The organism is Planosporangium spinosum (assembly GCF_049999945.1).
Lineage (GTDB): Bacteria > Actinomycetota > Actinomycetes > Mycobacteriales > Micromonosporaceae > Planosporangium > Planosporangium spinosum.
Genome location: NZ_JBLYUB010000011.1, coordinates 115,458 through 137,484, shown reverse-complemented (window position 1 = coordinate 137,484; position 22,027 = coordinate 115,458). Strand labels below are relative to the sequence as shown.

The 22,027-nt window shown below is 73.2% G+C and carries 20 protein-coding genes and 1 pseudogene; 15 read left to right on the top strand and 6 right to left on the bottom strand.

Annotated features, from left to right (window positions below):
• Positions 1-39: 39 nt before the first annotated feature.
• The 3 genes from eccB (at position 40) to ACNTMW_RS16875 (ending at position 2,243) form a co-directional block, all read left to right on the top strand.
• Entirely contained in the window at positions 40-1,461 is a 1,422-nt protein-coding gene (eccB, locus tag ACNTMW_RS16885) for a type VII secretion protein EccB (protein ID WP_426634574.1), read from the top strand.
• A 148-nt stretch (positions 1,462-1,609) separates the two neighbouring features.
• Positions 1,610-1,936 carry a WXG100 family type VII secretion target gene (locus ACNTMW_RS16880; RefSeq protein ID WP_426634573.1) on the top strand — a complete coding sequence of 109 codons (327 nt, stop codon included), beginning with the start codon at positions 1,610-1,612 and terminating at the stop codon, positions 1,934-1,936.
• A gap of 19 nt (positions 1,937-1,955) precedes the next feature.
• A complete protein-coding gene (locus tag ACNTMW_RS16875; protein WP_426634572.1) occupies positions 1,956-2,243 on the top strand; it encodes a WXG100 family type VII secretion target in 288 nt (95 codons plus the stop codon).
• Positions 2,244-2,407: 164 nt separating this feature from the next.
• Here the strand turns inward: ACNTMW_RS16875 and mycP are convergent, their stop codons facing one another.
• Complete coding sequence (gene mycP / locus ACNTMW_RS16870; RefSeq protein ID WP_426634648.1) at positions 2,408-3,649, bottom strand: type VII secretion-associated serine protease mycosin; 1,242 nt, start codon at positions 3,647-3,649, stop codon at positions 2,408-2,410.
• 338 nt (positions 3,650-3,987) lie between these two features.
• Here mycP and ACNTMW_RS16865 point away from each other — a divergent pair, with 338 nt between their 5' ends.
• Positions 3,988-6,183, top strand: a complete 2,196-nt coding sequence (locus ACNTMW_RS16865; protein WP_426634571.1) for an SseB family protein — start codon at positions 3,988-3,990, stop codon at positions 6,181-6,183.
• Complete coding sequence (locus tag ACNTMW_RS16860; protein ID WP_426634570.1) at positions 6,180-6,545, top strand: hypothetical protein; 366 nt, start codon at positions 6,180-6,182, stop codon at positions 6,543-6,545. Before ACNTMW_RS16865 ends, ACNTMW_RS16860 begins: the two co-directional genes overlap by 4 nt.
• 45 nt (positions 6,546-6,590) lie before the next feature.
• On the opposite strand, the gene ACNTMW_RS16855 is transcribed toward ACNTMW_RS16860, so the two are convergent.
• Together ACNTMW_RS16855 and acs are read right to left on the bottom strand one after the other, a co-directional pair.
• Entirely contained in the window at positions 6,591-7,511 is a 921-nt protein-coding gene (locus ACNTMW_RS16855; RefSeq protein ID WP_426634569.1) for an alpha/beta fold hydrolase, read from the bottom strand.
• Positions 7,512-7,716: 205 nt separating this feature from the next.
• On the bottom strand, positions 7,717-9,681 hold the full coding sequence (gene acs / locus ACNTMW_RS16850; RefSeq protein WP_426634568.1) for an acetate--CoA ligase: 1,965 nt from the start codon (positions 9,679-9,681) through the stop codon (positions 7,717-7,719).
• Between the two features lie 311 nt (positions 9,682-9,992).
• Between acs and ACNTMW_RS16845 the strand changes: the two genes are divergently transcribed.
• Positions 9,993-10,745, top strand: a complete 753-nt coding sequence (locus tag ACNTMW_RS16845) for a Fic family protein (protein WP_426634567.1) — start codon at positions 9,993-9,995, stop codon at positions 10,743-10,745.
• On the opposite strand, the gene ACNTMW_RS16840 is transcribed toward ACNTMW_RS16845, so the two are convergent.
• Positions 10,714-11,373 (bottom strand): hypothetical protein, encoded by a 660-nt coding sequence (locus tag ACNTMW_RS16840; RefSeq protein WP_426634566.1) that lies wholly within the window; start codon positions 11,371-11,373, stop codon positions 10,714-10,716. The two genes, ACNTMW_RS16845 and ACNTMW_RS16840, sit on opposite strands and share 32 nt — an antisense overlap.
• Before the next feature lie 685 nt (positions 11,374-12,058).
• Positions 12,059-12,889: an HAD family hydrolase gene (locus ACNTMW_RS16835; RefSeq protein ID WP_426634564.1), complete on the bottom strand. Its 831-nt coding sequence runs from the start codon at positions 12,887-12,889 to the stop codon at positions 12,059-12,061.
• A gap of 785 nt (positions 12,890-13,674) precedes the next feature.
• Here ACNTMW_RS16835 and ssd point away from each other — a divergent pair.
• The 7 genes and pseudogenes from ssd to ACNTMW_RS16800 all read left to right on the top strand — a co-directional run bounded on the left by ssd (position 13,675) and on the right by ACNTMW_RS16800 (position 18,406).
• Complete coding sequence (ssd, locus tag ACNTMW_RS16830; protein ID WP_426634563.1) at positions 13,675-14,769, top strand: septum site-determining protein Ssd; 1,095 nt, start codon at positions 13,675-13,677, stop codon at positions 14,767-14,769.
• Positions 14,770-14,792: 23 nt separating this feature from the next.
• Positions 14,793-15,821: pseudogene (locus ACNTMW_RS16825) on the top strand (TadA family conjugal transfer-associated ATPase); the annotation flags it as partial.
• Between the two features lie 116 nt (positions 15,822-15,937).
• Positions 15,938-16,534 carry a hypothetical protein gene (locus tag ACNTMW_RS16820; RefSeq protein ID WP_426634562.1) on the top strand — a complete coding sequence of 199 codons (597 nt, stop codon included), beginning with the start codon at positions 15,938-15,940 and terminating at the stop codon, positions 16,532-16,534.
• Between the two features lie 74 nt (positions 16,535-16,608).
• Complete coding sequence (locus ACNTMW_RS16815; protein WP_426634561.1) at positions 16,609-17,256, top strand: type II secretion system F family protein; 648 nt, start codon at positions 16,609-16,611, stop codon at positions 17,254-17,256.
• 48 nt (positions 17,257-17,304) lie between these two features.
• Positions 17,305-17,481 carry a DUF4244 domain-containing protein gene (locus ACNTMW_RS16810; RefSeq protein WP_426634647.1) on the top strand — a complete coding sequence of 59 codons (177 nt, stop codon included), beginning with the start codon at positions 17,305-17,307 and terminating at the stop codon, positions 17,479-17,481.
• A gap of 173 nt (positions 17,482-17,654) precedes the next feature.
• On the top strand, positions 17,655-17,972 hold the full coding sequence (locus ACNTMW_RS16805) for a TadE family type IV pilus minor pilin (RefSeq protein WP_426634560.1): 318 nt from the start codon (positions 17,655-17,657) through the stop codon (positions 17,970-17,972).
• A 65-nt stretch (positions 17,973-18,037) separates the two neighbouring features.
• Positions 18,038-18,406 (top strand): Rv3654c family TadE-like protein, encoded by a 369-nt coding sequence (locus ACNTMW_RS16800; protein ID WP_426634559.1) that lies wholly within the window; start codon positions 18,038-18,040, stop codon positions 18,404-18,406.
• 83 nt (positions 18,407-18,489) lie between these two features.
• Here the strand turns inward: ACNTMW_RS16800 and ACNTMW_RS16795 are convergent, their stop codons facing one another.
• Positions 18,490-20,910, bottom strand: a complete 2,421-nt coding sequence (locus ACNTMW_RS16795) for a DEAD/DEAH box helicase (protein ID WP_426634558.1) — start codon at positions 20,908-20,910, stop codon at positions 18,490-18,492.
• Positions 20,911-21,074: 164 nt separating this feature from the next.
• Here ACNTMW_RS16795 and ACNTMW_RS16790 point away from each other — a divergent pair, with 164 nt between their 5' ends.
• Together ACNTMW_RS16790 and ACNTMW_RS16785 are read left to right on the top strand one after the other, a co-directional pair.
• Positions 21,075-21,437, top strand: a complete 363-nt coding sequence (locus ACNTMW_RS16790) for an STAS domain-containing protein (RefSeq protein WP_426634557.1) — start codon at positions 21,075-21,077, stop codon at positions 21,435-21,437.
• Between the two features lie 4 nt (positions 21,438-21,441).
• Positions 21,442-21,918, top strand: a complete 477-nt coding sequence (locus ACNTMW_RS16785; RefSeq protein WP_426634556.1) for an ATP-binding protein — start codon at positions 21,442-21,444, stop codon at positions 21,916-21,918.
• Positions 21,919-22,027: the final 109 nt, after the last annotated feature.

Below are 22,027 nucleotides of genomic sequence, written 5' to 3'. Positions count from 1 at the left end.
CCGCCCATCGTGCGGGGGCGAGCCCTACGGGGAGGGTCAATGCCATCGCGACAGGATCAGCTGCACTCGTACCAGTTCACGGTGCAGCGGGTCGTAGCGGCCCTGGTCATGCGGGAGACCGATCCCGCGCAGTCGCCGTTCCGCCGGGTCGCCGGCGCCACCACGGCCGGCGCGATCGTGGCCGTGCTGGCGCTCGCCGGCGCCGCCCTGTACGGGGTGTTCGCCGGGGGCTCCGGCAACTGGCGTACCGAGGGCCAGGTCATCATCGAGAAGGGGACCGGCACCCGGTACGTCTTCTACAAGCCGGACGACAGCCTCCACCCCGTCATCAACTACACGTCGGCCCTGCTGATCGCCGGCTCCTCCGCCAAGCCCACCGTGGTGACCTGGTCGCAGTCCGCGCTCGACGGTGCCAGGCGCGGCGCGCCCATGGGCATCGTCGGCGCGCCGGACTCGCTGCCCGACACCAAGCACCTCGTCCGGTCGGAGTGGACCCTGTGCTCGCAGAAGTCCGCGGACGGCACGGACCCCGCCGGCAAACCGCAGTCGGTGCTGCTCGTCGGTGACAGCGTCACGGGCGGTCAGGAGCTGGTACCGGCCGGCAGGTCCACCCAGCCCACCGCGCTGCTGGTGTCCACTCCGGACGGCAAGCGCTACCTGGTGTACAACAAGCATCGCTACCAGGTGACCCAGCCCACCCAGGTACTGGCGGCGTTCCGGTGGGCGGCGACGTCGCCGCTGCCGGTCTCTCCGGCCCTGGTCAACGCGCTGCCCGCCGGCCCGGACCTGAAGCTGCTGCCGATCCCGCGCCGGGGCGAGCGGTCCTCGGTACTGCCCGGGGCCAAGGTGGGGCAGGTGTACCGGCTGGCCAACGCCGGCCAGTACTCGGTCCTGCTGGCCGACGGGCTCGCCAACATCACCAAGGCGCAGTCCGATCTGCTCCTCGCCGACCCGGAGACCCCGGCGAGCTCCGACGGCCAGGCCATCGACCTGAGCGCGACCGAGTACAGCGTGGCGAAGAAGTCGGCGACCGGGCTCGCGGCGGCCCTGCCGTTCGACGAGGCGCCGGTGCTGCGTCCGACGCCGGGCTCGGTGTGTGTGTCGATCTCGGACGCGCAGGGCGTCGAAAAGGTGGTGGTCGATCCGAAGCTGCCCGACAGCAGCGCGGCCGCCGTCACGCCCGCGCGGACGGCCAACGGCGGCATCCTGGCCGACCGGATCGTCATTCCCGCCGGGCACGGCGTGCTCGTGGAGGCCGTCAGCGCGCCGGGCGCGCCGGGCGGCGCGGTGAGCCTCGTGACCGATCGCGGCATCCGATACCCGCTGGCGAACCGGGATCTGGCCGCGACGCTGGGCTACGCGGGAGTCACCCCGGCGACGATGCCGGCCGAGTTGGTGGCGTTGCTGCCGGCCGGTCCGGCGCTCGACCCCGCGGACGCCCGGCAACGTGCGAGCTCCTGAAAATATTCGCGGAGATCCGCACCAACTGTCCGAAGTTATCCACACACTTCGAGGTAGGGGGCTGGCGGGAGTTTGAGCCGGACCGCTACCGTCATCGGCGGCACGCAATGTCCGACCTGATGGTTTACACGAAACGGGGTGAATTCGGTTGGCAGACCAGACTCGGTCAGAAGCCGCGGTGATGGCGCAGACCGCCAACAAGTTCCGATCGACCAACCAGGACCTGAACGGCATGCTGACGCGGCTCATGGGCGAGCTGGACGGTTTGCGCGCCGGCTGGCGGGGCCGGGGTGCCCAGGCGTTCGACAACGCCCGGCTGAACTGGGACCAGGACATGAAGCAGTTGCACCAGGCGCTGGAAGAGACGGCGAACGCCATCGACAAGGCGGGGACCTACTACACCACGTCGGACTCCGAATCCGCCAACCGCCTGAACGCTTTCCAGGGCGGTTCGAACATCACGCTGCCGCTGTAGGGACGGGGAGGATTCAGTCATGGCCGATCTTCTTGTCAACTTTGGTCAGCTTCAGGCGGCCGCCGGTCACATCGAGACCGCGATCAGCGCGCTGCACACGCAGCTGAGCGACCTCGAGTCGAGCGCCAAGCCGCTGGTCGACACCTGGGAGGGCCAGGCGCAGGCCGCCTACCAGCAGCGTCAGCAGCAGTGGACGCGGGCGGCGCAGGACCTGACCCAGATCCTGCAGAACATCAAGAAGGCGCTGGTGGAGTCCACCCAGGACTACATCCAGACCGAGAAGACGAACGCCAACCTGTTCAGCTGACCTCAGCTGAGCCGAGTGGTGCGGCGACGGCCCGGTCGACCGACCGGGCCGTCGCCGCACCACTCGTCGTTGGCCGCTCGCCGGGCAGCGCCACCCGCCCGCCGGGCCGCGGCGTCGTCCTCGACGGCCGGGCCGCCGTCGGTCATTCCTCCGTCGCGCGCCGGTCAGCCGGCACCCGGCCGCCAGCCGCGCTGACGGCCGCGCGGCACCACGACGGCGACCAGCACGACGACCAGGGCCAGGCCGGCGACCCCGGCGGCCAGCACGAGCGCCACCGTACGGGTCCGGGCGGCGGCCGCCGCGGCCGCCTCGGCATCCGGGTCGGGCCGGACCGCCGGGATCGGCGCCGGGCTCTTCGGCGGCTCCGAGGAGATCCCCTCGGTCAGCGCCCGGTACGGGTTCACCACACCGGCGCCGTACTGGTGGCTGCCCGGTCCGCCGGGGGCCGGGTCGGCCGTGGCCAGCAGTCGGGCGGCCACCTCGCGCGCGGACAGGTCAGGGCGGTACTGGATGACCAGCGCCGCGGCCGCCGACACGAACGGCGTGGCCATGCTCGTGCCGTTGAAGACCTGGTAGCCACGGCCGGGGACCGCCGCCGTGATCTCGGCCCCCGGTGCGACCAGATCCACGAACTTGCCCACCTGGGACGCCTCGAACCGCACACCGTTGCGGTCGATGGCGCCGACCCCGATGACGCCGTCGTAGGCGGCGGGGTAGAGCGCCGGGTCGTCCTTGGCGCCGGACTCGTCCGTGTCCGCCGCGTTGGCCTTGCCGTGCCCGTTGCCGACCGCCGCCACCACCACGACGTTGCGGGCGACGGCGTACGCCGTGGCGCTCTTCACCTCGGGGTCGTCGCGGCCGAGCACGACGGACATGTTGATGACCCGGGCGCCGTGGTCGACCGCGTACCGGATGGCGGCGGCGAAGCTCGCCTCGGGCTGCGCGGCCGTGCGCCCGGTGACGTTGCCCTGCACGTCCACCTGTTCGGTGACCCGGATCGGCAGGATCGTCACGCCCGGCGCGAGACCGCGGAAGGCGGTACCGGTGACCTGCTGCGCCGCGATCAGGCTCGCGACGGCCGTACCGTGGCCGACGCAGTCCTGCCGGCCGGCGGCCGCCGCGTCGATGTAGTCCTTGCCCTCGGCCGCCACGTGGCCGCGTAGCTGCGGGTGTTCGGCGTCCACACCGGAGTCGATGACCGCCACGACGATGTTGCGACCGTCGGCGAACGGAGCGAACCGGGCCGGGTTGAAGCGCTGCTGCGCCCAGGGAGTGTCGCCTGCGGCGGGCAGCGACTGCGGTGGCGCCACCGGGCAGCCCGCCGGAGCCGCCGCGGCCGGGCGCGGACCGACGGGTACGACGCCGGCGGTCATCGCGGTCACCAGTACCGCCGCGGCGTAGACCATCCGCCCGACCACCCGTGCACCCTGCCTCCCGGCCGCCTGCCGGGCGCGGTTTCGCATCAGCGCCTCCCCCCGCCGCGGGACGCATGAGGCGCACCCGCCGGTTCGGGATGGTATCGCTCGCACGCCGCCGCGGGTGGCCGGTCGTCGGGGGCGGTGGCGACCCGGATGAGCCGGGTGCGGTGTGGCGGTGGAACCGGTCACGGTATAACTTCATCGACCTCGGCGCGTGTGGCGGGTCTGGACAGTGGAATTAGTCCACTCCAGAACCTGCCCTGTGGTCGAAGTCCTTGTAGGTTAGGTCGCAGCGCGACCGTCCGAGACCGAAAAGGAGGGTGGCCGTGAGCGAGTGGGAACCGGCCACCGAGACCGAGGCCGCGATGCGGGACGCGCTTCGCGCCGGAGATCAGGAGCAGTACTTCCGGCTGCTGGCCCGGGCCGAGCTGGTCCTCCCGGTGGACGCCGAGGCGTTCGCCGGCCGCGCGCCGGCCGGCTGGGGCACCTGGACCACCGAGTCCCGCACGCACGTGCTCGCCTTCACCTCGCCCGCGGCGCTCGCCGCCTGCCTGGCCGAGCACGCCGGTACGTTCCGCACGTTGCCGTTCCACGACCTCGCGATCGCCTGGCCCGATGTGGAGTGGTGGCTTGCCGTCAACCCGGGCCTACCGATCGAGGGTTACCTGCCGCCGTGGTTCGTGGCCCAGATCAGCCGTGGTGATGTGCGACTGCCCGGCCGCACCCTCGGCGCACGGGCCCGCATGGAGCAGGCGGTGGTGTCGCGGGCGTCCGGCGCCCCGGCCGCCGAGCCACCGACCGGCCGGGGCTCCGGCGTGTCGGCCGGTGCACGTGGCTCCGGACTGTCGTCAGCGGACGGTTCCCTGCGCTCCAGCGGCGGGCGGGCGCTGTCGCGCCGCGCCGAGCTGCTCGGCCGGCACGGCTTCCAGCTCCCCGGCTCAGCGAACGCGCCGCGGCCCGACAACGGCCGGGCGATCGGTGCGACTCCGGACAATGGCCGGGCGATCGGTGCGACTCCGGACAACGGCCGGGCGATCGGTGCGACTCCGGACAACGGCCGGGTGGCCGCGGCGTCGCCCGGCGACGACGGCCCCGACCACGTCGGCGCGGTGCCCTACCCGGCCGCGGGAGCCGGTCACGCACCGTCCGGCACCGCGGTCCAGAGCCGTCCGCAGGCGCCCGACCATGTCGGCGGCGCCGACTACGGTCCGGGCACCGACCCCGTCACCCCCGCGCCACGGCACGGGCAGCCGGACCCGGTCGCCCCTACGGCCTCCGTACCGGAGCCCCGGGCGGCCGGGTCTCCCGCGTACCCCGCCCACGCACCGCGGCCGGCACCTGCGGCCCGGCCCGGATCCACCGACCTGTGGGATCCGCAGCCGCAGTCGCTGCCCACCGACCGGTGGGAGCCGCAGCCGGCACCCGCGTCCCGACCGGCACCCGCCGGCGGTCCTCCCGCCGGTACGCCGTCCGCGCAGCCGGCGCCGGCTCCGACGGCGGTCTCCGCCCCGGCGCCCGCACCCGCGGCGGTCTCCGCCCCGGCGCCCGCACCCGCGGCGGTCTCCGCCCCGGCGCCCGACTTCACCGCCGCCAACCAGGTGGAGGAGAGCCTGCTCGAAGCCGCGAGCGAGGGTAGTACCGACAGCTTCCTGTCGACCCTGCTGCTGGCCAAGGTGCTGGTACCCGGACCGCACGACGACGCGATCGCGCACATCGACCAGTGGCGCACCGAGGAGATCGAGGGTCAGCCGTACGTCGTGGTCTTCACCTCGGCCGAGCGCCTGCGCGCCCACCTCGGCGAGGACCGCCCCGCGGATTGGATCAAGTTCACCCAGCTGATCAACGCGTGGCCGCGGGAGGCGCTGTCGTTCGCGGTCAACCCGGGTACGCCGATCGGCGCCACCCTGCCCGGCAGCCAGGTCGTCGCGCTCGCCGCCTGGGCGGCCGGGGAGGGACTCACCGACGAGCGGCCCGAGCCGGAGGCACCGGCCCCGGAGCCCGAACCGCCTCGGCCGGAGAGTACGCCGTCGCCGCCGGTCGGCCCGGTGGTCATGCAGAAGACGATCCCCGCCTCGCAGGTGCCGTACTACCTCGACCGCGGCTACGACCGGATCTCCGGCTTCGTGCACCGGGCCAGCGAGGTCACGCACCTGCGCACCCCGACCGAGCTGTACAACGCGCTCGGGCTGAACTACTCGGACTCGAAGTTCTCCCCGGACGATCCCGAGGTGTACGTGCTGCGCTGGGCGGCGCACCGGGGCAACCTATACCGCATCCCGTACGGCGGGCAGCACGAAGCCGCCATGCACGCGATGCAGGGTTGGGTGATCGAGCGGGCGCCGTTCCGCGGTAACGGGTTCGCGCCGAGCGAGAGCCGCGACGTGATCGCCGAGTTCAAGGTCGACAGCGCCCGATTGCCGCACGGTGCCGAGCTGTGGCAGGTCGACCGGGACGGCAACGAGAAGCTCGTGGCGGTCTTCGACGCGGACTGGCCGCGCTGGCAGCGGGTGGGTGAACAGTGATCCGGGACGGGTACGCCGCCCGCTGGCGGGGCCGCGAGTACGAGGCGAGCCCCGACGGCGAGCAGGTGCGCATCTACCGGCCCGACCCGGAGGACGGCTTCGAGGAGGTACACCCCGACCGGTACCGCCGATGCGTGCCGGCGAGCGAGGTCGACGAGCTGGTGTACGTGCGGACCACCTGCATGTGGCGCGACGAGCCGTTCATCGTGCTGGCCGAGCACGAGTCGTGGCTGCGGGTGGAGTACACCGGCGGGTTGGCCCCGGTCGCCGCGCGGCTCGGCCTGGAGGAGTTCGACTTCGGCGTGTACCAGGGCTGGGTGGCCCGCGACGAGGTCACCGAGCTGCGGGAGTACCGGGTCTGACGGCGCCATCCCGGCGCCCGCGCCGACGGCTACTCCTTGGCGTGGCTATTCCTTGGCCCAGCGGAGGATCTCGCCGGCGACGAGGCCGGGGCTCTCCAGGTGCGGGAAGTGGCCGATCCCGTCCAGCAACTGCCACTCGTACCGGGCGAGCACGTACCGGCCCGAGCCCTGGGCGGTGCGGGGCAGCACCGCCGCGTCCAGCTCCCCGTGCAGGTGCAGGGTCGGCGCCACGATCGGCTGCTGGAGCAGTTTGACGAAGCGGTACCCGTGCGGTCGCAGCACCGAGCGCGCCGCCCAGCGGTAGGTCTCCATCGCGCAGAACGCCGCCTGCGGGATCCGCATGGCCTGCCGGCAGCGCCGCTCGTAGTCGGCGAAGTCGTCGCTCGCCTGCCACGCCGGTCCGGCCCAGCGTCGCAGGTACTCGCCCACGAGGGCGGCGTTGTCCCGGGTCAGGACGTGCTCGAAGCGGGGTACCTGGAACCGCAGCAGGGGCAGCGACGCGGCGAGCTGCCCGCGCGGGTCGCTGGCCAGCGCGGCCCGCAGCCGCAGCGGGTGGGCCGCGCTCAGGATCACGAGCCGGCGTACGAGCGTGGGGTGGAAGGCCGCGGTCGTCCACGCGATCGTGCCGCCGTACCCCGCGCCGACCAGGATCGCGCTGCGCTCGCCGAGGGCGCGGATCAGTCCGGCCACGTCCCCGGCCATGGTGTAGCCGTCGTAGCCACGGGGCGGCTTGTCGCTGGCCCCGTATCCCCGCAGGTCGATCGCTACGGCACGGAAGCCCGCCTCGGCGATCAGCCGGAGCTGGTGGTGCCAACCCCACCAGAACTCGGGAAATCCGTGCAGGAACAGCACCAGCGGCCCGCTGCCGGCCTCCACGACGTGGAAGCGGGTGCCGTTGGCACTGACGAAGCGATGTCTCCACGGGCCGTCGAGCAGCACGCAGGACTCGTCGACCAAGGGAGTCATGAGGCTCAGCGTACGGAAATCGCGCTACTTCGCATCCACGGCGTGAAGTCCGTCATGCCGTGGGCGTGGCGCGCGATGGTGTCGCTCACACCTGGTGCTGTGACGATCACGGATGGGTCATGGTCACGGCCCGCCCCCACGATGTCGTGGGGGTGGGCCGTGACCTCGGTCGGTGCCCGCGCACGTGGCGGGGCCGGCCGTCGGGTCAGTCCTCGGACTTCCCGGCCCGCATACCGCCGGCGATCAGGTCCATCACGGTCGAGTCCTGCAGGGTCGTCACGTCGCCCAGCGACCGGTTCTCGGCCACGTCGCGCAGCAGGCGGCGCATGATCTTGCCGGAACGGGTCTTCGGCAGCTCGGGTACGACCATGATCTGCCGCGGCTTCGCGATCGGGCCGAGCGTCTTCGCCACGTGGTCACGCAGCTCCTTGACCAACGCCTCACCGCCGGCCTCGTCCTCGGGCACACCGCCGCGCAGGATCGTGAACGCCACGATCGCCTGCCCGGTCGTCGGGTCGGTGGCGCCGACCACCGCCGCCTCGGCCACCTTCGGATGGCTGACCAGGGCGCTCTCCACCTCGGTGGTGGAGATGTTGTGGCCGGAGACCAGCATGACGTCGTCGACCCGGCCGAGTAGCCAGATGTGGCCGTCGGCGTCGCGCTTGGCGCCGTCGCCGGCGAAGTACATGTTGTGGAAGCGCGACCAGTAGGTGTCGATGAAGCGCTGGTCGTCACCCCAGATCGTGCGCAGCATGCTGGGCCACGGTTCGCGCAGCACCAGGTAGCCGCCCCCGCCGTTGGGCACCGAGTTGCCCTGGTCGTCCACGACGTCGGCCGCGATGCCGGGCAGCGGCGTCATGGCCGAGCCGGGCTTGGTCGCGGTGACGCCCGGGAGCGGGCTGATCATGATGGAGCCGGTTTCGGTCTGCCACCAGGTGTCGACGACCGGGGTTTCACCCCGGCCGATGTTCTCCCGGTACCACATCCAGGCCTCGGGATTGATCGGCTCACCGACCGAGCCCAGGATGCGCAGCGACGACAGGTCGTACCCGGCCGGAATGTCGTCGCCCCACTTCATCATGGTGCGGATCAGAGTGGGCGCGGTGTACAGGATCGTGACGCCGTACTCCTGCACGATCTCCCAGAACCGGCCCTTGTGCGGGGTGTCCGGCGTGCCCTCGTACATCACCTGGGTCGCGCCGTTGGACAGCGGGCCGTAGACGATGTAGCTGTGCCCGGTGACCCAGCCGATGTCGGCGGTGCACCAGTACACGTCGGTGTCCGGCTTGTGGTCGAAGACCGCGTGGAAGGTCCAGCTCGCCTGGGTCAGGTAGCCGCCGGACGTGTGCAGGATGCCCTTCGGCTTCGCGGTCGTACCCGAGGTGTACAGGATGTACAGGGGGTGCTCGGCGTCGAACGGCTGCGCGGTGTGTTCGGTGCTCGCCTGCTCGACCGTCTCGTGCCACCACAGGTCGCGGCCGTCCCGCCACGCGACGTCCTGCCCCGTGCGGCGGACGACCAGGACGTGCTCGACGCTTCCACAGCGGTCGGCCGCCTCGTCGACGGTCGGCTTGAGCGCGCTGGGGTTGCCGCGCCGGTACCCGCCGTCCGCGGTGATCACGACCTTGGCGTCGGCGTCGGTGATCCGGCTGGCGAGCGCGTCGACCGAGAAGCCGCCGAAGACCACGCTGTGGGTGGCGCCGATGCGGGCACAGGCGAGCATCGCGACCACGGCCTCGGGGATCATCGGCAGGTAGATGGCGACCCGGTCGCCGGCCCGCACGCCCAGCTCGGTGAGCGTGTTGGCGGCCTGGCAGGTCATCCGGTGCAGGTCGGCATAGGTCAGGCAGCGGGTGTCGCCGGGCTCGCCGACCCAGTAGATCGCGGCCTTGCTGCCGCGGCCGGACTCGATGTGGCGGTCGAGGCAGTTGTACGCGACGTTGAGCTGCCCACCGACGAACCACTTCGCGAACGGCGGGTTGGACCAGTCGAGTACCTGGTCCCAGTCCTTTGCCCAGGTGAGCCGGCGGGCCTGGGTCTCCCAGAAAGCGAGCCGGTCGGACCCGGCTTGCGCGTATGCGTCCTCCTTGACGTTGGCGTTCGCGGCCAGCTCGGCCGGCGGCGCGAACTGCCGCGTTTCGTTGAGCAGGTTGGCCAAAGTTTCGCTCATCGCGTCTCCTCGCTGTGCTCACAAGCCGCGACAAGCCCGGTGGTTCGCTCGCTGCGCGCACGCATCACGTGGTGCTCCCCTGGAGTGCTCCGGGTCTGTCGCCTTGCAGGCTAATGGCGGCACGACGGTCGGAGCGAGGGGCGTGCTCGCCCAGCGTCGAGCGTTCACTAATGTGCGCCGACCGGCATCGTGTTGCTCATATGTTGCCGTTCCACGCCTGATTCGAACAGTACCGCGCAGCGACTGGTTCGGGTACGGGCTGCGGACGGGCCGGAGCGGGGTGGAATCGGCGGGGTGGAATCATCGCCACCGTGACCAACCCGCTCGCTCCGTTGCTCCAGCTCGCCGACGTGGCCCCCGCCCTGGACCGCGCCCGCCAGGCCGCCGACACGGCCATGCGCCACCGCGCGCTGCGCCGCTCCGGCGGCCAGGTCGCCGCCGAGGCCAGCCTGCGGTCGGCGGTGGCCAGCGCGGCCCTCGACGGGCACGGGTACGACCTGGAGCAGGTCCGCGCCGGCCTGGTGACCGACCCGGTACTGCAGGGTGCGCTGCGGGTCAGTGCCGCGCTTGACGGACTGAGCGGGACCTGGCTGCGCTCACCGCTCCAGGCGCTCGCGCGGCTGCACGTACTCGCCGCCCGCGGCGCGGTGGATGAGGCGGAGCTGGGGCGTCCGGTGGCCGACCCGGTGGTGTCGGCGCGGCTGGACGCACTCGCCCAGCTCGTCGCCGCCCAGGCAGGCGGCCAGGACGCCGGCGCGCCGGCGCTGTTGCAGGCCGCGGTGGTGCACGGTGAACTCCTCGCGCTGCGGGCCTTCGCCGGCCCGAACGGGGTGGTCGCCCGCGCCGCCGGCCGGCTGACGCTGATCGCCGCCGGGCTGGACCCGCGCGGCCTGCTGGCCGTGGACAGCGGGCACCGGACGCGCGAACCCGAGTACGTGGGGGCGGCCGGTGCGTTCGCCACGGGTACACCCGACGGGGTGCGCTCCTGGCTGCGGCACTACGCGACAGCGGTCGAAGTGGGGGCGGCCGAGCTCAACGACATCTGCAACGCGATATCCGGCTGAGGGACCGGGGCGCTCCGCGCCGGCCCGCGAGGCTCTGCAGACGCTGCGCGGCGAGGCGGAGGTCGCCGATGCCGCGGGCGCTGGCCAGCGTGCTGCCCGGCCGGCGGGTTGCCGCCGGTTCGCCGGTGCCCTCCCCGGCGCCGGGAGCCTGGGCGGACCGGGACCGCCGTGCGACCCCGGTCAACGGTGCGACCCCGGTCAACGGTGCGATCCCGGTCAACGGTGCGATCCCGGGCGCCGACGCGGAATGCCGCGCCGCGCCGGGCTCGGTGCCGATCGGCAGCGCCGCGCGACGACGGGCCGCCCGGCGGTCGAACTCCTGCGGCGCGTCTGTCCCGGCCGCGGGCCGGGTCGGTGTGACGGTCGGCCGCTCCATGGGGTGCTGGGGACTGCGTCGACGCTCCGGCGCGATCATGACAACACCGAGGGCGAACAGTGACGGGATGCCCGACGCGTATGCCAGCAGGGGATCGGACGTGGTCAGCAGTTGGCCTGCGCCGACGGCGAGGACCAGCCCGAACGTGGCCGCCGCAGTGCGGCGCCAGAACGGTAGGCCGGTCTCGCACACGTACCCGGTTGCCAGTGCGGCGGCGACCAGAAACGTGATCAGGGTCAGCAGTGGGGCCACTCCGTCTCCTCGCCTTGATCCATGCAACGGCTGTCACGTTAGGCCGGGGGACCGACACTTTCTGTCCCCCGGTTGAGTTGGTTCCGGCGCGGTGCGGCCAGGTTGCGGAGAAGCCGCCCACGAGCTGCTGCCCGTGTGTCGCTTGCCCGTGTGTCGCTTGCCCGTGTGTCGGCTGCTCCGTGCTGCCCGTGCTGTCCGTGCTGCTCCGTGCCGCCCGTGTGCCGGCCGCCCGGTGCTGCCCGAGGGGCGGCTGCCCCGCGAGCGTGCGGCAGCGAGCAGCGATCAACCGTCTAACGATCACCCGGAGCGAGCGACACGCGGAAGGCAGGCGTCTCGACGAAAGGTACGGCCGCTGCCCATGTGGTCCACCGGATCGCCGGGCGGGACCCCGCCAGATCGCCGTCGGCGGTCTGTGGGCTCGTGCCGCCGGCGCCCGCCGGAACTGGTCACGTCTGGGTGCCCGGTGGCTGTACGCAGACCCGTGACCGGGCCAGTGCCTATTTTCTACGCTGGTCAGACCCCATGCGCCAGTAAGTGGTCAACATAGGTTTTCGTGCCGTTACCAGGTGGTTATCGGCGCTTCGTGCGGGCTGTTGTGGTGGCCGGGTTGCCGCGCGCCATGCTCGGTCGGGTGCCACGGCACCGTGATCAGGGGCCGGACGTGGCGGGTCGGCGGGCGTTCCCGCTATGCCCTGGCGGGGACCGGGCGCCGCGGCGCCGTGGCGGCGGACCGGGCGCGCCGGTAGCGACCGTATACGGCCAGCCCGATCGCGACCCCGAGTCCGACGCCGAGCGCTGCGGCGGCCACCGGCACTGCCGGGCGGTCACGCAGGCGGCGCATCAGCGGGATCGGGTGGCGGAACTCCAGGATCGGCCAGCCCCGTTCGATCGCCACCTTCCGCAGTGCCCGGTCGGGGTTGACGGCGGTCGGGTGGCCGACCGTCCCGAGCAGGGGCGTGTCGCTGATCGAGTCGGAGTACGCGTACGAGTCGGCCAGGTCGTACGAGCGCTCGGCCGCCAGCGCCTGCACCGCGGTCGCCTTGTTGGGGCCGGCGGCGTAGAACTCCACCTCGCCGGTGTACCTGCCGTCCTCGACGACCATGCGGGTGGCGATGATGTCGGTGATCCCGAGGAGTTCGCCGATCGGCCGTACCATCTCGTCACCGGACGATGACACGAGAACGACGTCCCGGCCCGCCGCGCGGTGCTCCACGATCAGTGCGGCGGCCTCGGCGTACACGTAGGGGTTGATCAGCTCGTGCAGCGTCTCGTTGACGATCTGTCGCACCTGCTCGGCCCGCCAGCCCTTGCACAGTTGCGCGACGGCGTCCCGGATGCGGGCCATCTGCTGGTCATCCGCGCCGCCGACACGGAACATGAGCTGCGCGTACGCAGCCTTGATCATGTCTCGACGCCCGATGAGACCGTCCCGGTAGAACGGCCTTCCGAACGCGAGCGCACTCGACTTCGCGATGACCGTCTTATCGAGGTCGAAAAATGCAGCGCTGCGACCCACGGGCCGCAGTCTAACCATCCGTGTTCGCCATCTGCGGCCATATGCGGACTCATCAATCAGATATCAGGACAGATCGATGTGAAGTTGCAGATAGTCAAAGCCGGCGCTACTCGACGTGTGGCGGCACCTCGGGCATGCTTATATTTGCGACGCGGTTTCATGTCCTAGCCGGTATGTCCGTTTCGCGTTCGCACTCACGATCTCTCGGCGTTCACACCCCCCGTGATTGCCGAGCGGGTTCGGCTCAACCCCCCGGAGTCGGACCCACGACGACCCCCGCCTCCCCCCGGCGGGGGTCGTCCCCATTTGGTTACCCCTATATCGCCTGGTCAGACCCGCTCTTGGTCGCGCCGTCCGGTCCGGTCGTGGCCGTCCGTCCGAGCCGGTTCGATCCGCGTACCCGTCCGGTTCGCCGGTAGGGGCGGACGGCCGCGCCGGCGGCAGATGATCCGGTCGGGGGCGGTCGCGCACGGCCGCCGACGGCGGGGCGGCGTCGGTCGCCCGGTGCGGATCGTCGCCGTACGGGCGGGCCGAACGGCGACCGCGCCTCCGCCAGCGGGGCCGGTTCGTCACCCGGGCAACCACCCGTGTGACGAAAATCATTGACTCCGGTCACGTCCCGATGGGCGTCCCGACGCGCGTTCGACATACCAGATCAACTGCCGGAGTCCCGGACTGTCCACAGGCACCCTCGCTGTCCACAGACCCGTGGGTACGGGCCGCGCGGCGCGTCCCGGCGCGGGCACCGTGGGCCGGTCCGTTCCCTCTCGTCCCCGGAGGCCGCCGTGGCCGCTCGCCAACCAGTCGTCTGCGAACAGGTCCGCCCGCTCCTGGTCACCGACGACCCGTACCTGCTCGACGAGGTGCTCCGCGTCGCGGCCGACGCACGGGTGGAGCTCGAGGTGGCACCCGATCCGGTCGCTGCCCGGGCGCGGTTCGGCGCGGCGCCACTGGTCCTCGTGGGACTACGGGCGGCCCCGGCGTGCGCCCGGGCCCGCCTGCCCCACCGGCTCGGCATCGTGCTCGTCCTCGCCGGGCCGGTGGAGCCGCCGCCGTGGGACCTCGCCGATGCGATCGGCGCCGAACACGTCGCCGTGCTGCCCGCGGCCGAACCGTGGCTGGCGGACCGGTTGATCACCGCGACCGCGGTGCCCCGCCCGGCCGCCGTCGTCGCGGTACTCGGCGGGCGCGGCGGTGCGGGTACCAGCGTCCTGGCCGCGGGCCTGGCCGTCACCGCCGCCCGGGCGGGGCTGCGCGCCCTGCTGGTCGACGCCGACCCGATGGGCGGCGGAGCCGATCTCGTCCTCGGCTGGGAGGCGCTGGACGGACTGCGCTGGCCCGCACTCTCCCACGGTTCGACCGGCGTCGCACCGCCGGCGCTGGTCGACGCGCTGCCCAACCGGGGCGAGCTGGCGGTGCTCTCCTGGGACCGGGGAGACCTGCTCACGGTGCCGGCGGACGCGATGGCGGCGGCCCTGGACGCCGGGCGGTCCAGCCGCGACGTCGTGGTCGTCGACCTGCCCCGGCGCCTCGATGACGCCGCCGTGCTGGCCCTGGCCGCCGCCAACCGCACGCTTCTGCTGGTGCCCGCCGAGCTACGCGCCTGCGCAGCCGCCGCCCGGGTTGCCGCCGTCGCGGTCGGGCACACCAGCGATCTCTCGGTCGTGGTGCGGGGGCCGGCACCCGGGCGGCTCAAGGCGCAGGAGATCGCCCGGGCACTGGGGCTTCCCCTGGCCGGCATGCTGCGTACCGAACCGGAACTCGCACGTGCGCTGGAGCGTGGCCAGCCACCGGCCGGTACGGGCAAGGGACCCCTGGCCGCGCTGTGCCGGCGGGTCCTCGGTGACCTGGACCTCGGGCTGCGGGAGCCGGTGGCATGACGGTCGAGGCTGTCCAGCCGTCCGGGCGGGGCGCCGGTGGCGCCGGCGGGCTGATGGCCCTGCTCGCCCAGGCCGATGTCACCGACGTCCTGGTCAACGGCGCCGACGTGTGGGTGGATCGGGGCCACGGCCTGCGGCGGGCCGGCGTGTGGCTCGGCACCCCGGCCGACGTCCACCGGCTCGCGCAGCGCCTGGCGGCTGCCGCCGGCCGTCGCCTCGACGAGGGCAGCCCGTTCGTCGACGCCCGGCTTCCCGACGGGACCCGGCTGCATGCGGTCCTGCCGCCGATCGCCCGGGACGGCCCGTACCTGTCGCTGCGTACCCTGCGTCGCCGCGCGTTCACCCTGCCCGAGCTCGTCGCCGCCGGCAGCCTCGACGCCGGCGTGGCGGACCTGATCGCCGCGGTGGTTGCCGCGCGACTGCCCTACCTCGTGACCGGCGGTACCGGAGCGGGAAAGACCACCCTGCTGGCGACGCTGCTGTCGCTGGTGCCACACGACGAGCGCATCGTCGTCGTGGAGGACGCGGCCGAGCTGCGGCCGGCACACCCGCACGTCGTGACTCTCGAAGCGCGGCCCTCCAACGTCGAGGGTGCGGGGGCCGTGACCCTGCGCGATCTGGTGCGGCAGGCGTTGCGGATGCGTCCGGACCGGCTCGTTGTCGGCGAGTGCCGCGGCGCTGAGGTCATCGACCTGCTGGGTGCGCTGAACACCGGGCACGAGGGCGGCGCCGGTACCTTGCACGCCAACAGTTCCGCCGACGTGCCGGCCCGGCTGGAGGCGCTCGGGCTGCTCGGCGGCGTGCCCCGCGAGGCGCTGCACGCACAGATCGCCGCGGCGTTGCGGGTGGTGATGCAGGTTCGGGCCACCATGACCGGCCGGGTCGTGGACGAGGTGTGCCTGCTGCTGGCGTCCACCCAGACCGGTCTCGTCCGTGCCATACCCGCCTGGCAGCGTGGGCTCGGTGCTGGGCCGGCCGCGCCGACCCTCGCTGACCTGCTGATCCGTGGCGGAGTGACGCCGCCGGTGGTTCTCCGCGGGGAGCCGACGTGATCCGGGGTCGGGCCGCTCGTAGAAGGCTGGCCGGGCTGACGGTCCGGCGGTCACCAGGGCGGCGCCGCGCCGGCGTCGTGGCCCGGCGCCGCACGGTCGCCGTACCGGTGGTCGCCATGGCCCTGGTCACCGTCGCGGCCGGGGTACCCGGTGGCGTCGTCGCCGCGGTCGTCACCCTTGGGTACACGATCCTCGGTCTGCGCGCGATCCGGCGGGTGCTCGCGGATCGCGCGGTCGCGGCCGCCCGCGGCGCGGCGCTGGACGTGGTCGGTGGCCTGGCTGCCGAACTGCGAGCCGGCGTGGCGCCAACGGCAGCGGTCGAGGCCGCGCGGAAGGCACTGTCGGCCGGTGGGCCGGACACCGCGGTGAGCCGTACGCTCGACCGCCTCCGTGCCGCCTGTGAGGTGAGCGAGCGGCTGGGCGCGCCGTTGGCCGACCTGCTCGACCGGGTCGAAAGCGATCTGCGTGGCGTCGAGCGGGTCCGGGCCTCCGTCACCGCGCAGACCGCCGGTGCCCGCGCCAGCGCGGCGCTGCTGGCGCTGCTGCCCCTCGCCGGGGTCGGGCTGGGCTACGCGATGGGCGCGCAGCCGGTCCACACGCTGTTCCGTACCCCGACCGGGGCGGCCTGCGCCCTCGGCGCGCTGGCGCTGCAGTACGGCGGCCTGAGCTGGACCGGCCGGCTGTGCCGCAACGCGGTGGAGCGGGCGTCGTGACCGGACTCCGGAGGCACCCGGTCGCCGGTCGTGCTGTCACACCGGGCGGGAGGCGGGTCGCCGGTCGTGTCGTCATGTCGGGTCGGAAGCGGTCTGTCGCTGGTTACGCGGCTTCGCCGGGCCGGCGATGGCCGGTCGTGTGCGCCGCCGTCGCCGCGGGTGCGGCAACGGCGGGTCTGCTGGGCGGCTGGGAAGGACCGGTCGTCGGCCTGCTCGTCACCGCGGTCCTGTGGTGGGCGGGGTGGCGCTGGTCGGCGGCGGATCGCCACGAGGACCTGCTGGCCGCCGCCGACCTGCCGATAGCCGTCGACCTGCTGGCTGCCGCACTCCGTGCCGGTGCCCCACCCGCACGGGCCGCCGAGGTGGTCGGTGAGGCACTCGGCGGCCCGCTCGGCCGCCGCCTCGTCCGTGTCGGCACGGCACTGCGGCTGGGCATCCCACCGGACGAGGCATGGGCGCCGCTGGCCGCGGTCCCGGGCGCCGAGCGGGTACGCCGGGCGGCCGTTCGCAGTGCTGACAGCGGGGCGGCGATGACCTCGGCGCTGAGCCGGCTCGCGGACGACCTCAGGGCTGCCCGGTCGGCGCGGGCCGAGGCCGCGGCCCAGCGCCTGGGCGTGCTCGCCGTGCTTCCCCTCGGCCTGTGTTTCCTGCCCGCCTTCCTGCTCACCGGCGTCGTGCCGGTGGTCGTCGCCGTGCTCGGCGACGTCCTTCGATCAAGCTGAGGAGAGGTAACAATGCGGACATCCACAACGAAAACGCCCGCGACGGGGATGACGGTCATCCGCAACCTGCTGCGCCGGCTGCGCGGCGACGCCGGTATGAACACCGCCGAGTACGCCGTCGGCACCCTCGCCGCGGTTGCCTTCGCCGGGCTGCTGCTCAAGGTCGTCACGTCGGACACGGTCCGCACCGCCCTCGCCGAGATCATCCAACGGGCGCTGAAGTGAGGGGAGTGCCCGGCGTGGACGCGGACCGGGCCACGGTTCGCGTCCACGCCCGCGTCAGGTCACGCGTCCACGCCCGCGTCAGGTCACGCGTCCACGCCCGCGTCAGGTCACGCGTCGCCGCCCGTGTCACGGGGCGCGCCGGGGCTTCGCAGCGGGCCGGCGAGCGCGGATCGGTGACGGCCGAACTGGCCGTCGCCCTGCCGGTACTGCTGTTCCTCCTGATGGCCGGCCTGACCACGATCGGCGCGGTTACGACAAAGATGCGCTGCGTCGACGCTGCCCGGGAAGCCGCGCTCGCCGAGGCGCGCGGGGATTGGGGGGTCACCGCCGGGGAGCGGGCCGGTCCGGCTGGAGCGATCGTGACGGTCGGTTCGGACGGAGACCTCGTCCGCGCGACGGTCCGGACGGCGGTGCACCCGCTGGGTGGTCGGCTGCCGGGGTTCGACGTCGAGGCGTACGCGGTCGCGGCGCGTGAGCCGGACTCGCCGTGATGAGGCACGGAGGCGGCCGGGCCGGCCATAACGGGGCCTTCCGGGCCGGCCACGGGTGGGTGTCGATGCGGGCGTCCGGTTCCGAGCGGGGGTCGGCGTCGCTGTGGGTACTCGGCGTGGGGCTCGCGGTCCTGACCTTCGCGGGGGCCGTGGCGGCAGTCGGCTCGGTGCTGGTGGCCGACCATCGGGCCGAGGCCGCCGCGGACCTCGGTGCGCTCGCGGGTGCGGCGCGCGCCGGCGAGGGGCGCTCCGCCGCCTGCGACCGGGCCGGACAGGTCGCGGCCGCCAACGGTGCCCGGCTGATGGAGTGCCGGCTCGACGGGCTGGACGTGGTCGTCGACGTGGAGGTCGAACCGGCGGGCGTGGGGCGTCCGGTCGGTCCGGGACGGGCACGGGCACGGGCCGGGCCCATCCGGTCACCGAGCTCCCTGTGAGCCCGTCGCCGCCCCCGTGACCTCGCCACTCACCGCATGATCACCGAGACTTCGTGGGCTGCGACACCGCGAAGTCTCGGTGATCATGAAGTTGTCGGGTGGTCCGGTGCCCGCCGGGTGGCCCGGCCGGCGGCGAGCTCACCCAGTACGAGGTCGAGCACGGTGACGGCGTCGTCCTTGGCCAGGGGCGAATTGCCGTTGCCGCACTTGGGTGACTGCACGCACGACGGGCACCCGGACTCGCACCCGCACGAGGCGATCGCGGCCCGGGTGGCGCCGAGCCACTCGGATGCGATTCCGAAGGCGCGCTCGGCGAAGCCGGCGCCGCCCGGGTGGCCGTCGTAGACGAAGACCGTGGGCGCCTCGGTGTCGGGGTGGGCGGCCGTGGACAGGCCGCCGATGTCCCACCGGTCGCACGTTGCCACCAGCGGCAGCAGGCCGATCGCCGCGTGCTCGGCGGCGTGCAGCGCGCCGGGGAAGTCCGCGGCCGCGACGCCGGCGTCGGCCAGCGCGCCGGGGGAGACCGTCCACCAGACGGCGACCGTCCGCAGGGAGCGCTCCGGCAGGTCGAGCGGGCGGGTGTCCATGACTTCGCCGGTACTGATCCGACGCCGCTGGTACCCCACCACCTGGCTGGTCACCTCCACCTCGCCGAGGAACAGACCGACCGGGCCGGCATCGACGTAGTCGCGCACCGACAGCACCGACAGGTCGGTCACGTCCCGCGGGTGGGTCGTGAAGTCGGGCTCTTCGGCGTGTACCAGGGCGCAGGCGTCGTCGAGGTCGAGGTCGTCGACCACGTACGAGACGCCCTGGTGGAGGTACACCGCACCGGGGTGGACCTGGAAGTGTGCCGAGGCGCCGTCGACGGTGCCGAGCAGCCGGCCGGTCGTCGCCTCGACCACGCACACCTGGGCACCGCCGGCGCCGCGCAGGTCGACGTCCGGCCGGCCGCGCTGGGTCCAGTACCAACCGGTGGGCCGCCGGCGCAGCGCACCGGCGGCGACGAGGCCCTCCACCGCCGACGCGGCGACCCGGCCGCCGAACAGTTCCAGGTCGGCGGGTGTCAGCGGCAGCTCGGCGGCGGCGCAGGCCAACTGGGGGCCGAGCACGTACGGGTTGCCCGGGTCGAGCACGGTGGCCTCGACCGGTCGCCGGAACAGCGCGTCCGGATGGTGGACGAGGTACGTGTCGAGCGGATCGTCGCGAGCCACCAGTACGCACAGTGACTCCCGGCCGGACCGGCCCGCCCGCCCGGCCTGCTGCCACAGGGAGGCGAGCGTGCCCGGGTACCCGGCGAGGATGACGGCGTCCAGGCCGGACAGGTCGACGCCCAGTTCGAGCGCGTTCGTGGCGGCGAGCCCGAGCAGCGAGCCGTCGAGCAGGGCCCGTTCCAGTACCCGGCGTTCCTCCCGCAGATAGCCGGCGCGGTACGCGGCGACCTGGTCGCCGAGGCCGGGGGCCACCTCCTCCAGCGACCGCCGGGCCATCGACGCGACGATCTCGGCGCCGCGCCGGGACCGCACGAACGCCAGGGTCCGCACCCCGTGGGTCACGGTGTCGGCGAGCAGGTCCGCCGTCTCGCGCAGCGCCGACCTGCGGATCGGGGCGGCGTCGACCACGGTCCCGGCGGTGTCCGGCCGGTCGGTCCCGGCGGTGTCGGACCGGCCGGGGCCCGCGGCGAGCCCGGTCGCGGGGTCGAGCAGCGGTGGCTCCCAGAGCGCGAACGTCACCCCGCCCCGGGGGGAGCCGTCCTCGGTCACCGCGGTGACCGGTACGCCCGCCAGTCGCTCGGCGGTGCCGGCCGGATCGCCGGCGGTCGCCGAGGCGAACGCGAAGACCGGGTCGCGACCGTACCGGGCCGCAACCCGGCGCAGACGGCGGAGGACGTGTGCCACGTGGGAACCGAAGACACCCCGGTAGGCGTGGCATTCGTCGACAACCACGTACGACAACCGGCGGAGAAAACCGGTCCAGGCGGCGTGACCCGGCAAAATGCCATGATGCAACATGTCAGGATTGGTCAGGACGAACCTGGCATGCTGCCGGATCCACTCACGTTCTTCGCGCGGCGTGTCCCCGTCGTAGCTCGCCGGGCGGATGCCCGGCAGGTCCAGAGAGGTCAGGGTGCGCAGTTGATCGGCCGCGAGGGCCTTGGTCGGGGCCAGATACAGCACGCTGGCGCGCGGGTCGTCGAGCAGGCGCGCGAGCGTCGGCAGGTGATAGGCCAGCGACTTGCCCGACGCGGTGCCCGTGGCGATCACCACGCTCTGACCGGCGTGCAGCAGGTCCGCCGCCCGCGCCTGGTGCTGCCAGGGGGCGTCGACGCCCCGGTTCGCGAAGGCGGCGCGCAGTTGCTCGGTCGCCCATTCAGGCCAGGCCGCGCGGACACCGGGGCGTGCCGGTACGCGTTCGACGTGGGTGAGCGGCGTCGCCTGCCGTCCGTGCAGCAGCCGGTCCAACAGTTCGGCAGGCTGGGGCAATACGCTCGTCACGACCTGCACTCTGACACCGCCCGGGCGATATCGTCCACGTCGGTCCAGCCGTTCGGACACGGTTCACCATGCCCGAACGACCAGGGACGCGTCGCCCGGCCGGTCGGCCGGTGGTTAGATGCCCGCAGGGACTTTGGCACCGCGCCTGCGGTGTCACGGTTGAGGAGGTCCGCATGGAGTTGTCGCTGTCGACCCGCACCGTCGGCGATCACACGGTGCTCGAGGTCGGTGGCGAGGTCGACGTCTACACCGCGCCGCGCCTGCGTGAGCGCCTCGTCGAGTTGGTCGAGGCCGGAGCCCGCAGCGTGATCGTCGACCTGAGCCGCGTCGAGTTCCTCGACTCGACGGGACTGGGTGTCCTGGTGGGTGCGCTGAAGCGGTTGCGCGCCGCAGGCGGCACGCTGGCCCTGGTCTGCGGCCACGAGCGATTGCTCAAGATTTTCCGGATCACCGCGCTGGACCGGGTCTTCGCGCTGTACGACTCGGTCGAGGCGGCCACCGCGGCGACGGGTCCTGACGCGGGCCAGCCGGCGTAACGCGATGCCGACGGTCCGCCTGTCGTTCTCCCCGGCACCGGCTCACGTCCGCACCGCACGGCTCGTCGCGGTCGCGGTGGCCCGTCGTGCCGGTGTGGCCGACGAGCTGCTGGAGGAGATCCGGCTGGCGATCGGCGAGGCATGCTCCCGCGCGGTCGCGCTGCACCGTTCGCAGGGCACGGCAAGCCTCGTCGACATGGCGATGGACGACGGCGACCGGTTCACCGTACGAGTGGTCGACCGGGCCACCGAAGGTCCGGGTGCCGCCGCGGCGGCTACCGACCCCGCCGCTTTCCTGGTGGATGCGCCTACCGCGCCCGGGGGGGCCGAGGCGCTCTCTGAAGAGGCGGTCGCCGCCCGGATGGGGCTCGCGCTGCTGGCCGGTCTCGTCGACGACCTCAAGGTCAACCCGGCCGCCGACGGCGTGGGCACCGAGGTCAGCATGTCCTGGCCGGTCAGGCGTAAGCCCACCGACGCCTGACCGGCCCGGCACGCGTAAGACCGGCCCGGCACCGTAAGCCCACCGGCGCCCGAGAGATCCATCCGGCCCGGGACAGAGCGCCCGCCGCCCCCTGCGCTGCGCAAAACGG

Coding starts and splice junctions, on each gene's coding strand:
- eccB (WP_426634574.1), top strand. CDS start 40: ATGCCATCGCGACAGGATCAGCTGCACTCGTACCAGTTCACGGTGCAG.
- ACNTMW_RS16875 (WP_426634572.1), top strand. CDS start 1,956: ATGGCCGATCTTCTTGTCAACTTTGGTCAGCTTCAGGCGGCCGCCGGT.
- mycP (WP_426634648.1), bottom strand. CDS start 3,649: ATGGTCTACGCCGCGGCGGTACTGGTGACCGCGATGACCGCCGGCGTC.
- ACNTMW_RS16855 (WP_426634569.1), bottom strand. CDS start 7,511: ATGACTCCCTTGGTCGACGAGTCCTGCGTGCTGCTCGACGGCCCGTGG.
- acs (WP_426634568.1), bottom strand. CDS start 9,681: ATGAGCGAAACTTTGGCCAACCTGCTCAACGAAACGCGGCAGTTCGCG.
- ACNTMW_RS16820 (WP_426634562.1), top strand. CDS start 15,938: ATGGCCCTGGTCACCGTCGCGGCCGGGGTACCCGGTGGCGTCGTCGCC.
- ACNTMW_RS16815 (WP_426634561.1), top strand. CDS start 16,609: ATGTCGGGTCGGAAGCGGTCTGTCGCTGGTTACGCGGCTTCGCCGGGC.
- ACNTMW_RS16810 (WP_426634647.1), top strand. CDS start 17,305: ATGACGGTCATCCGCAACCTGCTGCGCCGGCTGCGCGGCGACGCCGGT.
- ACNTMW_RS16800 (WP_426634559.1), top strand. CDS start 18,038: ATGCGGGCGTCCGGTTCCGAGCGGGGGTCGGCGTCGCTGTGGGTACTC.
- ACNTMW_RS16790 (WP_426634557.1), top strand. CDS start 21,075: ATGGAGTTGTCGCTGTCGACCCGCACCGTCGGCGATCACACGGTGCTC.
- ACNTMW_RS16785 (WP_426634556.1), top strand. CDS start 21,442: ATGCCGACGGTCCGCCTGTCGTTCTCCCCGGCACCGGCTCACGTCCGC.